General features: G+C 46.0%; 8 protein-coding genes. 7 read left to right on the top strand and 1 reads right to left on the bottom strand.

The genetic code is table 11. From position 1 onward, the window contains the following. The first annotated feature begins 24 nt into the window (after window positions 1-24). Both MKX35_RS18910 and MKX35_RS18905 read left to right on the top strand, forming a co-directional pair. On the top strand, window positions 25-1,071 hold the full coding sequence (locus MKX35_RS18910; protein WP_076299807.1) for an NAD(P)/FAD-dependent oxidoreductase: 1,047 nt from the start codon (window positions 25-27) through the stop codon (window positions 1,069-1,071). 28 nt (window positions 1,072-1,099) lie between these two features. Beyond that, on the top strand, window positions 1,100-2,047 hold the full coding sequence (locus tag MKX35_RS18905) for an ABC transporter substrate-binding protein (RefSeq protein ID WP_076299808.1): 948 nt from the start codon (window positions 1,100-1,102) through the stop codon (window positions 2,045-2,047). 161 nt (window positions 2,048-2,208) lie between these two features. Here the strand turns inward: MKX35_RS18905 and MKX35_RS18900 are convergent, their stop codons facing one another. Continuing rightward, entirely contained in the window at window positions 2,209-2,784 is a 576-nt protein-coding gene (locus MKX35_RS18900; protein WP_076299809.1) for a dihydrofolate reductase family protein, read from the bottom strand. A 159-nt stretch (window positions 2,785-2,943) separates the two neighbouring features. Between MKX35_RS18900 and MKX35_RS18895 the strand changes: the two genes are divergently transcribed. The 5 genes from MKX35_RS18895 to MKX35_RS18875 all read left to right on the top strand — a co-directional run bounded on the left by MKX35_RS18895 (window position 2,944) and on the right by MKX35_RS18875 (window position 12,418). Further along, window positions 2,944-4,866 (top strand): AraC family transcriptional regulator, encoded by a 1,923-nt coding sequence (locus tag MKX35_RS18895; RefSeq protein ID WP_076299810.1) that lies wholly within the window; start codon window positions 2,944-2,946, stop codon window positions 4,864-4,866. A 498-nt stretch (window positions 4,867-5,364) separates the two neighbouring features. Next, window positions 5,365-6,642, top strand: coding sequence for a cytosine permease (gene codB, locus MKX35_RS18890; RefSeq protein WP_076299811.1), 1,278 nt, complete (start codon window positions 5,365-5,367; stop codon window positions 6,640-6,642). Beyond that, entirely contained in the window at window positions 6,611-7,879 is a 1,269-nt protein-coding gene (locus MKX35_RS18885; RefSeq protein WP_076299812.1) for a cytosine deaminase, read from the top strand. Before codB ends, MKX35_RS18885 begins: the two co-directional genes overlap by 32 nt. A gap of 291 nt (window positions 7,880-8,170) precedes the next feature. Continuing rightward, window positions 8,171-8,701: a YfbM family protein gene (locus MKX35_RS18880; protein WP_341044393.1), complete on the top strand. Its 531-nt coding sequence runs from the start codon at window positions 8,171-8,173 to the stop codon at window positions 8,699-8,701. A 420-nt stretch (window positions 8,702-9,121) separates the two neighbouring features. After that, window positions 9,122-12,418 carry a chitinase N-terminal domain-containing protein gene (locus MKX35_RS18875; RefSeq protein ID WP_076299814.1) on the top strand — a complete coding sequence of 1,099 codons (3,297 nt, stop codon included), beginning with the start codon at window positions 9,122-9,124 and terminating at the stop codon, window positions 12,416-12,418. The last annotated feature ends 116 nt before the right edge of the window (window positions 12,419-12,534 follow it).

Below are 12,534 nucleotides of genomic sequence, written 5' to 3'. Positions count from 1 at the left end.
AAAGAGAATTGAGGCGATTGAACGATGCATGAAGAGGAAATGTTTGATGTTACGATTATTGGCGGCGGTCCAGCCGGATTATTTGCTGCATTTTATAGTGGACTCCGCGAAATGAAGACCAAAATCATTGAATTTCAGCCTGTACTTGGCGGCAAGGTGCATGTTTATCCGGAAAAGATGATCTGGGATGTGGGAGGCTTACAACCTATTCTTGGCTCGCAGCTTATTGAACAAATGGTTGCGCAAGGGATGACGTTCCAGCCGGAGGTTGCTTTTAATGAAAAGGTCACATCCATCTCGGAAGATGAAGCAGGTTACTTTATATTGCACACGGCCGCAAACCGGAAGCATTTCACTAGAACTGTAATATTGGCCATTGGAGGAGGCATTCTGAAGCCGATCAAGCTTGAAATCGAGGGTGCCGAAAGATTTGAAATTACAAATTTGCATTATACGGTGAAGTCACTTGCCCGCTTCAAAGAGAAGACTATTCTAATATCGGGTGGCGGACATTCTGCTGTTGACTGGGCGAACGAACTGGCCCTGATTGCCAAGAAGGTGTATTTAACGTACCGGAAAGAGAACTTAAAGGGGCATGAAGCCGATATTTCACGCTTGGCGAACAATGGCGTAGTGTGCTTGTTAAATACTTCAATCGAAAAATTGATTGCCACACCGGATCACGAAAAAATAGGGACAGTACTGCTAAAAAGCAATGACAACGGAGAAGCATTTGAGCTGTCCGTTGATGAGGTCATCATTAATCACGGTTATGAACGCGACAAAGAACTGCTGGTGAACAGTGAAATTAAAATTGATCTGTGGGAACATCGGATTTCAGGATCAGCAATGAGCGGGACATCCGTGCCGGGCATTTATGCGGCAGGTGATGTTCTGCATCATGAAGGAAAGCTGCACCTGATAGCGGGAGCGTTCCAGGATTCTGCCAATGCAGTAAACCAGGCCAAACAATACATCACGCCGGAGGCAAATTCGACCGGGATGGTGTCTTCGCACAATGACCTGTTCATACAGAAAAATCGTGATTTAATGAAGCATTTATACAGATAGTAATGATAACAACTCAAGGGGGAGCCAAATGAATAGACTATTTGGATGGATTGCATCCTTAATTATAATAGCAGGATTACTGGCTGGATGTTCCGAAACTTCAGTCACATCTGCACCTGAAGTCGGCAAGATCGAGGAAGCGGGATGGCCAAGAACAATTACAGATGCCAGCGACAATGGAGTGGTGCTCAAGACACGACCTGAGCGGATAGCGGTTCTTCATCCTTTGTATTTGGATTACTTTTTTGCTCTAGATACGCCTCCAATCGCATCAACTAACGCAGCTGAAGCAATGAAAGATTTCGCTACTTTACAGCCTTATGCCGGAACTGCTGAGATTATTGATTTGGGCAATAGCAATGCGAATCTGGAAATGATCATGGATGCAAAGCCTGATGTGATTGTAACCTTCAAAGGTTCTGTTGATAGCAATTATGATGAGTTGAATAAGATTGCACCTGTCATCTTAATTGACTACACCGATACCTGGGAAAAAACGACGATGCTGTGTGCTCAGATTGTTGGAAAAGAGACGTTAGCAGAACAAGCCATTAAGGAAACACAAGAAATGATAGCCAATACGAAAAAACAGTTAAATAGTCTTGAAAATAAGACCTTTGCCTTGCTACGGGTCGATGGAAAAGCCAATTTTAATGCTCAAGGCTCTAAAAACACGATGTACTACAATCAAACTGTGGGCTTTGGGTTGTTGCCACCAAAGGGATATCCCGAGGAGGGCGGGGCTCTTTCTCTGGAGGGTCTATACAGCATGAATCCCGATTATATTATTATCCAGCATGATATGGATATCGCAAAGGCGGCCATCAAGGAGAAGGAAACTTCAAAAGCGTGGAACTCACTGGAAGCAGTAAAAAACAATCATGTTCTTATCTTTGATAATTCACTAAACAGCGCAAGTATCCTGGCTGTCCGTTTAGCTGCAGATCATTTCCTGCAATTGGCGGCTGAACAATAATTTATTATACAAAAATCCGATTGACGCTGCTGGGCGCAATCGGATTTTTGTTATTTAGATAAATATCTTGACCTGTTGTTTGGTGAAAATAAAATATTAGATTGCAGCTGTTGTCGTTCCAATAACGTTCCCCGTTAGCATAATCACCTTAAGCGACAAGGTCATCTTACCGTCTGGTAAACGAGGCCTATGGCTCCAGAATCAAAGGTTTTGTTTTCGATTAGCTTAAGATTGATCTTCTCCTTGAGACCTTGGAATAACGGCAATCCCTTACCGATCAGAACGGGAGAAACCGTAATTTTATACTCATCAATTAAATCAAGCTGCATGAGGTGGTGTGCGAACCTAGGACTGCCGAGGATAACCATATCCTTGCCTGGCTGCTGTTTGAGGTTATTGATCTCTTTCTCGACATCTTCTTTCACGAGTCTGGAATTATTCCATTCGACTTTCTCCAGCGTCGTGGAAAAAACGATTTTAGCTGTCTTTTCGATCCACTCGGCATGATTCCGTTCATGCTGCGAAGCTGATGGGTTCGAAGGCACAGATGGCCAGTAGCTATACATCATCTGATAAGTCCCACGTCCCCAAAGGACAGTGTCGGCAGTACTCAGAATTTCTTTCGCATGTTTCTCCAAATCAGCATCATAGGAAACCCAGCCAATGTCCATTTCACCATTCGGCCCTTCTACAAAACCGTCAAGCGATGCGTGAAGAAATAGAACGAGTTTTCTCATTTTCAGTTCTCCTTTGTTCATAAGTGATATTTACACTATACATTAACTACATTTTAGCAGTTTTCTTCAGTCTAGACCTTTATTATCTTTAGACAACTGTTATTGATAATGGTTATCATTTATGATGATCATTAGACAGATAACGGAGGGGTAGTCATTATGCACATCAACAATCAAATATTTCTTTGGGATCAAGCGACCGTCAAGTTATTGGATGTACGCCAAATTGAAATGGTTCAAGGCGAAATTCTTCAAAAATATAAGATTCCTGCCAGTATTTTTTTACTTTCGGTACATGGGAGCGCTCAAGTTCAGTTAGATCAGGCCGAATTTTCTTTTACAGGATTTCAAATCCTCCATAGCGGGAAAGGGGCGACCCTCAATATTGTTCCGACAAGCAAAAAATTTGTTTACTATATCATTTACTACCGTGCATGGATTCATGAAGAGGATCCCTTCCAAATACAATATTGTTTTTCCCCTGATGCACCCATTTTACTTTATAACAAAATTCAAATGATGCATCAAAAATGGAACAGGCAAGAAGAGAGACTCCATGTTAAATCACTGTTTTATCAATTCATTGATCAGGTTTTAAAAGAATTACATAGACAAGAGACTGAGGTGAAACAAACAAGTGTTGCAGTCCAAGTCATCACCTATATCCAGGAATACTATGCGGAGCCAATCACATTAGATTCTCTTGCGGAAGTATTTAATTTCAGTGCTTATCATTTGTCATCATTGTTTAAAGAGTACACAGGTATGAGTCCGATTGATTACTTAATTCGTTTTAGGCTTGAACGGGCAACAGAGCTTTTAATGACAACAGAGGCTTCTGTCGGGGAAATTGCAGGAAGCGTTGGTTATAAAGACGTTTATTATTTCAGCCGAATTTTTAAGAAAAGAAAAGGTGTATCCCCTGCACATTTTAGAACAAGAGAGTTACAGGCACATAAAGTTGCTGAAAGTCCATCAAACTTCCCCACATCCTCTATTTTTGAACACATCGTTCAACAGTATATTAATAATGATAATCATTATCATAATACGGAAAAAGGGGAATTACATATGTTTAAAATGACAAAATCTCAGACGACGGCAGCTTTGCTGCTTTGCGGTTCTCTATTATTAGGCGCTTGCTCAAGCGGGACGGGCACAGCTGCGAAGGAGCAGAGTACTAGGAATGGAACCGTTAATCAAACAGTATTAGAAGAAAGTTCGAAGACTCGAATAGTATCAACGCCAAAGGGAGATGTGGAAGTACCTGCAGAGCCGAAAAGAGTAGCGGCTGACCAATATATGGGACATTTATTGAAATTAGGAATTGTTCCAATCGGTGCAAGAACATTTATGCTGGATGAAGGCTGGATGGAAAAGGCGGACATTCCGAAAGAAACGATCGAGAAAATTGAAGATTTAGGGGATTTTCCTTTAAACCTGGAAAAATTAACGATGCTAGATCCGGACTTAATTATCGGTTCAATCGATGAGAACATAGAACAATATGAGAAGATTGGAACGACTGTTTTTCTGCCTTATTGGGAGGGGTTAACAACCGCAGGGCCGCTTGATAAATTCAGGGGTGTAAGCAAGATATTCGGAAAAGAAAAAGAAGCAGAAGAATGGATTACGGAATACGAACAGAAAGTAGCTGAAGCAAAGTCGAAACTCGCCGGTGTTATCAAGGAAGGGGAAACCGTTTCGGTTGTTTCATTTTCAGAAAAAGCGGTATACGTCTTAGCGGCAAAGGGAGGAAACTATGGTTCTTCCACTATATACAATATGCTGCAGCTGCCTCCAACAGAAAGTGCAAAAAATATGGCTGAGGGGTTTGAATCGATTTCACTTGAAGTGCTCCCAGAATACTTAGGGGATTATGTTTTTGTTTATAATGGCGATGCTGATGCAACAAATAAAGCAATGGAAAGTAACATATGGAAAGGCATCCCTGCAGTGAAAAATGGCAAAGTTTATTTGTATGGTGATAACTATCATGATGAATTCGTAATGGAGGACCCTTTTTCATTAGAGCTTCAGCTGGATACGATTGTTAATTTATTACTTGACACTACTAAATAATTTAATAGATATGGCACATCTGAACGAAACGGAATTCACCTCCTGAATAAATAAAAAAAACGCTCCGTTTGGACTGTGGATCAGGCCGTTCCTGATAGGAAGTGGAGGAACTCCGAGAGTGAGGTTGTCCGGTACCACATAAGGCTTTGTCCTATGAGCAAGTGCCTTGGTCGGCATCATCCACATAAAAATTCCAAGCGCAGCATTCAAAAGAGGATTTATATCAATGGATATTAATGACATTGACATCTACAGGTTTTTCTAAAATAATAGAATGTAATTGAATACTGGTACCTTTAATTCAGTCCAGAGAGGCTGACAAGGACAGCGGATTTTTATAATCACGTGAGAAGCAGGGCATATTCCGTCAAGGGATGCTCTGTGTCTTAGCGCGGATTGTGATGAACAAAAGAGGCTACTTGTCAGTTTGATCTGACGAGTAGCCTCTTTTGTTTCTGCTTTTTTGGTATCAGGACACTTTATACTGGGGGTATTCTGATGAGTAAACAAGATCAAGAGTTTTCGTGGCAAGCGGTGCCGAAAACGCAGAGAAATCATTTTGGAAAGACGTTCTCCGTCATGTTAGCATTCACTTTCTTTTCCGCAAGCATGTTGGCAGGGGGAACGTTAGGGGTCAGTTTGACATTCATGGAGTTCATTGGAATCGTGCTTGCCGGTAATCTGGCACTCGGCATCTATACCGGAGCACTGGCACATATCGCTGCCAAAACAGGTCTTTCCACGCATTTGCTTGCAAAATATGCGTTCGGTGAAAAAGGCTCGTACCTTCCTTCTTTCCTGCTTGGCTTCACACAGGTCGGATGGTTCGGTGTCGGTGTAGCCATGTTCGCGGTACCTGTCGCCAGAGCGATGGACTGGAATGTGTACCTTTTAATCTTCGTGTTTGGTCTCGCAATGACGGCATCAGCCATCTTCGGCATGAAGTCGCTCGTCATTCTGGGTTATATAGCAGTTCCGGCCATTGCTATTCTCGGTGGTTACTCCGTGTTCGAAGGAGTAAACACGCTGGGTGGTATGCAAGGGTTGCTCGATTACTCACCAACAGAGTCGCTCACCGCAGCAGCAGCATTGACCATTTGTATCGGGTCATTCATTAGCGGCGGAACGTTGACGCCCGATTTTGCCCGGTTTGCCAGAACATCCCGGCAGGCGGTTACTGCAACGGTCATTTCGTTCTTTTTAGGGAACTCACTTATGTTTCTCTTCGGTGCAGTCGGCGCAATGGCTTATAATTTGGCAGATATCTCGGAGGTCATGTTCTTGCAAGGATTGCTCATTCCTGCGATCATCGTACTGGGGCTGAACATCTGGACAACTAACGATAACGCACTTTACGCTTCCGGGCTGGGCTTTGCCAATATCACTAAAATTTCGAAAAAGTTTTTCGTTATCGTTAACGGCATCGTGGGTACCGTATTTGCCATGTGGATGTACAACAATTTCGTTGGTTTCCTGAATGTGCTGGGCGCGGCGATCCCGTCCATCGGGGCGATCATCATCGCAGACTATTTTATTGTGAAGCGCAGAAACTACCAACCATTTGCCGACATGACCTTCAAAAATGTAAACTGGATCGCGATGGTAGCTTGGGTTATCGGCGTGGCCTTCGCCCAGCTGGCTCCAGGAATAACACCACTTAATGCACTGATTGGAACAGCGGTTGTATACACCGTGATAATGCTGATCGTTGCTAAGAAAGAATCCAAAGAAAAGGGGAATAAAAATGATTATACAGAACGCAAAATTGCGGGGTAAAGAAGGTTTATGGAATATTGTTGTGAAAGATGGGAAGTTTGAGCTTATCACGCAATCAATGGAACTAACTGCGAATGAGGAAGTAATTGATGTTAACGGCTCACTTGTGCTGCCGCCGTTCATTGAACCTCATATTCACTTGGATACAACGTTAACAGCAGGTGAGCCGGAATGGAATTTGAGCGGAACACTGTTTGAAGGCATCCAGCGTTGGTCAGAACGCAAGGCCTTCCTGACGCATGAAGACGTCAAAACGCGTTCCAAAACTGCATTGAAGTGGCAGATCGCGCAGGGTATCCAGCATGTACGAACACATGTAGACGTTACTGATCCAAGCTTGACCGCCGTAAAAGCGATGCTTGAAGTAAAAGAAGAAATGGCACCGTTCATTGACATCCAGCTTGTCGCTTTTCCACAAGAAGGTATTCACTCCTTCCCGAACGGCGTGGAATTACTAGAAGAGTCGCTGAAAATGGGCGTTGACGTGGTGGGTGGTATTCCACACTTCGAATTCACAAGAGAATATGGCGTTGACTCGATGAAAGTTGCGTTTGACCTCGCTGAAAAATACGACCGTCTGATCGATATCCATTGCGACGAAATCGATGACGAGCAATCCCGTTTCTTGGAAGTTGTAGCCAAAGAAGCTTACGAACGCGGGCTTGGCTCCCGTACGACAGCAAGCCACACGACGGCGATGGGGTCATACAATGACGCATATACGTACAAATTGTTTAGATTACTGAAGATGGCTGACCTAAATTTCGTCTCCAATCCTCTGGTTAACATCCATCTGCAGGGACGCTTTGACACTTATCCGAAAAGAAGAGGGTTAACTCGCGTCAAAGAACTGCTGGAAGCGGGACTTAATGTATGCTTCGGTCACGATGACATTTTTGATCCATGGTATCCGCTTGGCACAGGCAATATGCTTCAGGTGCTGCACATGGGTATTCATGCTTCTCAGTTGCTCGGATACGATCAAATCGTAAATTCAATCGATCTTATTACGAAAAATAGCGCAAGAACGTTGAATATCGAGGATATCTATGGCATTGAAGTAGGTAAACCTGCCAACTTCATCGTTCTTGAAGCAGAGAACGAGTATGAGACCATTCGTAAACAGGCCGGAGTACTTTATTCGTTCAGAGCCGGCCGCAAAATCGCGGAAACAAAGCCGCGGGACACTTCGATCATTCTTGAGAACGGTTCGGAGAAGATTACTTTCAATAAATAATCGAATGAAGTATGTGCTCCATCAAGCAGAGCCTACTTTTTAGCCAAAAATCCCTTCATGATAGTCAGGAATATATGAGATCACGTGATTGTGAACTCTTCCTGTATACATGGGGGGATTTTTTAGTGTCTAGTGTAGGACACAGTTCATGAATCAGTACTTCAGCACAGTAAAATTTGTTATAAGTACATTCAAAAGAGAAAAAAGTGGGATTTTATATATTGGTTGTGATAACCGTTTTTCAATAGACGATGTTTCACTCAGCTAACAGGCAGTTTACAATAACAGTGCATGGAAATTTATGGGGTTAAAAATGGAAAGAAGGTTGAGAACATGGGAATGCGTGGTTATTACTTTGCAATGGATGACAATCTGGTGCAGAAAATCGCAGTAGGAGACATTGCATTGAAGAGTTTGAAAATAGACGATTATCCCGGACTGGACATTGATAGATCCTGGGAGGCGATTCACTACTTGCTTTGTGGAGATATCTCCGATGGAGATGCGCCTCTTGGCTATGTTGTTCCACTGACGTCAGAAAGAGCCATCGATTTTGGCTCATACGGGGCTTTTTCCTTACGTGCCGAGCAAGTTGCAGAAGCGCTTCAGGCTATGTCTACGCTGGTTGAAGCACAGCTCCGTTTGCGGTATAATTTCCCGGCCATGGTCAAGAACGAGGTATATCCTCTAGATCCTGATACTGTTTCAGACGAGGATAAGGACGAGTTCTTTGCTTACATGCTTCAGCATTTTAACGAAATCCGGCGTTTCTACAGTCAAACTGTAGCGAAGGGCAAAGGTCTCATCTTCTATATTTTCTGATTCCAATAATTTGAATCATTCAGGGGCTAATATATCAAATAGTGCTAAACTAACATGAAACGTTAGTTCAATTAAACAGCGACAGTCTAGGACTATATTTTTCGTCCTTTGCTGTCGCTGTTTTGTCGCTGTTTTAATTCTAGGGTCAGTCTATTACTTTACTTGCCGCTGAAAGTTGTTATATTTTTGTAGAATCACTTAGGACGTTCCGGACCTAAACTCCAGTATCACTAAGACTTTTTTCATAGCTTATTTCCAAGATTCGACCTTGTTTTCACCCACTGTATAGGCCGAAAGTATAAATTTACAACACTTTACAAAAATCTATGTTTTTCCTAATCCTTATGAGATAGCATATTAGACGAAAGCGGTGGACAATTATGGAAAAATCCACCGATCTATATCTTAAGGAGGATGAATATGAAGGAGAAGTGTTCAGGTTGGAATAAGAAGCTGCTACAAAGCATGCTGGTTGCATCTGTTGCCGTACCCCTGCATTTGTTCGCATTCGGAGCCGGCTCGGCAATATACGCTGAGGGGCCAAGCGACCCCGCCCCATTCATTGAAGCCAAAGTGGTCAACGAGCATGCAGGCCAGAAAATTCTGTTTGACAATACCCACGCGCAGACGGCCGGAGCGGCCGACTGGGTTATTGATGGCGCTTTTTCCGATTTTGGTAATGCGCTTGCGCAAGAAGGCTATTACGTCAAAGAGCTTCGTAAGACCACTCCGTTTACGCTAGGCGATCTTTCCAGCTATGACGTCTTCGTCGTGGCCGAATCTAACATTCCATATAAATCCAGCGAGCAGGCAGCTATGGCGGAATACGTGGAGAACGGCGGCAGCATCTTCTTCATCGGCGATCATTACAATGCGGACCGCAATAAGAACCGCTGGGACGGCAATGAGGCATTCAACGGTTACCGCCGCGGAGCTTGGGACAACCCGGCCAAAGGCATGAGCACTGAAGAGGCCGGTTCCGCGGCAATGCAAGGCGTGGTCAGCTCCGACTGGCTGGCGGAAGAGTTCGGTGTCCGGTTCCGCTTCAATGCGCTTGGTGACATTAACGCCACCAACATCGTGGCTCCCGATCAGGCCTTCGGTATTACATCAGGAGTATCAAGTGTAGCCATGCATGCCGGCTCCACGCTGGCAATCCTCGACCCGACCCGAGCGAAGGGCATCGTCTATCTGCCGAAAACCAACAATGCTTGGGGCAACGCGGTGGACCAAGGTGTCTACAATGGCGGCGGCGTAGCGGAAGGTCCTTATGTGGCCGTGGCGAAAAAAGGTGCCGGCAAAGCCGCCTTTCTCGGCGACTCCTCCCCAGTCGAGGATGCCACGCCGAAGTATTTGCGCGAGGATACCGGTGCCAAAAAAACGACTTACGATGGCTTCAAGGAGGCTGACGATGCTGAGCTCCTGGTGAACACGGTTAACTGGCTCGCCGAACAAGAGAGCTATACGGATTTCACCAAGGTAAGTGGCCTGACGCTGGATCAGCCGACGCAGCTGCTGCCGTTCGAAGAGCCGGCGCTTTCCACTGAGCCTCAGCCAGAGCCATGGGCCGCTCCGAATGCCGGCTACAAATGGTTTGACCGCACCAGCTACAAGGCGGGCTCTTACGGCGGACCGGCAGCTACTGCAAGTGCGGTGTACAATTTCACGCACCAAACGGTGCTGCCGAACGCGCAGGATTTCCAGATTCGTGTCAGCGCAGATAATCTCCCTGCCAATACGAGCGTATCAGGCTTCCAATTGGGTATCTACCAGGTGAGTAGCGGTGCCCAGATCGCCAAGATCCAGAACAGTGACGGCACTTGGCCGAGTAGCTATGCTTACAGCGCCAACTTTAGCCTGACTTCAGACTTGAACGGCCATGCCTACAAAGATCTGACCGTACAGATCAAACCGGGCACCACGGCTGCATCCAATCTGCGTCTGCGCCAGAACGGAACGAACCTGAAGACCGAATCAGTAACGCTCGGTAACGTCCCAGCAGAACCGCTTCCGGACGAGGAAGATCCGATTCCAGCGACCGTTTCCATCGGCGAAGCCCGGACCAAGATTGTTGGATCCTTGGTGACGGTTGAGGGGATCGTAACGACTGAGCCGGGTATTTTCGGCGGGCAAACCTTTTATCTGCAGGATGAGACCGGCGGACTTTATGTCTACCAGAGCCAAAGTGGCTTCCATGCCGGCGACACGGTCAAGGTAACAGCGTCCACGGCGCTGTACAATTCGGAGCTAGAGTTGACCGAAGTTGTGCAGATCGAGAAGAGCGGCACTGCGAAGCTGCCCGAGTCCGTTGACGTGCCGGCTGTGAACGATACCAATCAAGGTCAGCTGCTCAAGCTTAAAGACGTGAAAGTGACGAATATTATCACAGCCACTCCAAGCGGTTCCTTTGAATTTGACGCCATCGCCGATGGCGGGACAAGCAATCACATCCGGGTGGATGCCCGGACGGGCATCACGAAAGACAGCTTCCCTTATGCGGAAGGACAGAAGCTCGATATTACGGGCGTAGCCGCGATCTTCAAAGACGTATACCAACTCAAGCCTAGAAGTCTCGGAGACTTCAGCATTGTGGAAGAAGTGGGGGCTCCAGTAACGACGGCAACCCTGTCGGCAAATCCGAACGCTGCCGGCTGGTTGAACCAACCCACCGAAGTAACCCTGAAGGCCGACTCCGATACAGCTAAAGTTTATTACTCGCTGAACGGCGGTGCGGAAGCCGTATACAGCACTCCGTTGGTCGTAAGCAAAGATGGACGGCATACGCTGTCTTATCATGCGGTTTCGGGCAAGGGAAAGGCGGAAGAAACTAAGACACTGAGCCTTAATATCGACACGGTTTCACCGACAGCCGAGCTGACGGAGTCCGGTCATGCGGTCGGAGATGTGGAGGAGGAGGCCCAGCTTAAGTTTGTATTGGCTGCCGAAGATAATCTGTCTGGCGTCACCTCCAAGCAGCTTCTGCTGGATGGACAGCCCATAGCCGACGGACAGATCCTGAACGCTGCGGAGCTGGGTGCCGGGTCCCATACTGTAAACTACGTCGTGACCGATGCCGCAGGCAACACTGCCGAAAAGAGCTACACGTTCCAAATTACTGGCGGAGCGGCACTTGCAACTGACAAGCCTGGACAGCCTGTGTTGTCCTCGAATAGTGGCTACGGTTATGGACTCAGTGACGGCAACTTTACCGTCACCATGAACCTCTGGTGGGGCAATAACGCTACCAGCTACAAGCTATATGAGAATGGCACACTGATCGACTCCAAGTCTCTGAAGGATGTATCTCCTTCCGCGCAGACGGCAAGCACAGCGCTTCACGGTAAGCCGAATGGCACCTATATATACACAGTGGAGCTTACCAACAAATACGGCACAAGCAAGAGCCAGCCGCTCACGGTGACGATCCGCGATGCCGCACCGGGCAAGCCGGTCCTGACCCATGACAACTGGGAAGGAGATGGCTCTTATAAAGTAACTATGAATTTGTGGTGGGGCACTAATGCCACAGAGTACCGCCTTTATGAGAACGGGCAACTGATCGACACGCAAGCGCTAAACGCCAACACGCCTTCGGCGCAGAGCGCTACGACTGAAGTCACTGGACGCGCTTCCGGCAATTATGAATACCGGGCGGAGCTGGTTAATGCAGCGGGAGAGACCATAAGTGATATCATCAAGGTAACCGTCAACAAATAATACGATGAGCGTTTTAAATCTTGTAAGAAGTATTCCAAGGTGTTGCATTCCGATTTGCTGTTGATCTAAATATGTCTCCAGGAGGTACTTATATCTTTCAGATATAACGCCTCCTT

Origin of the sequence: Paenibacillus sp. FSL R5-0923 (assembly GCF_038009145.1) — a bacterium.
Lineage (GTDB): Bacteria > Bacillota > Bacilli > Paenibacillales > Paenibacillaceae > Paenibacillus_AQ.
This window is presented reverse-complemented; position numbering and strand designations above follow the sequence as displayed.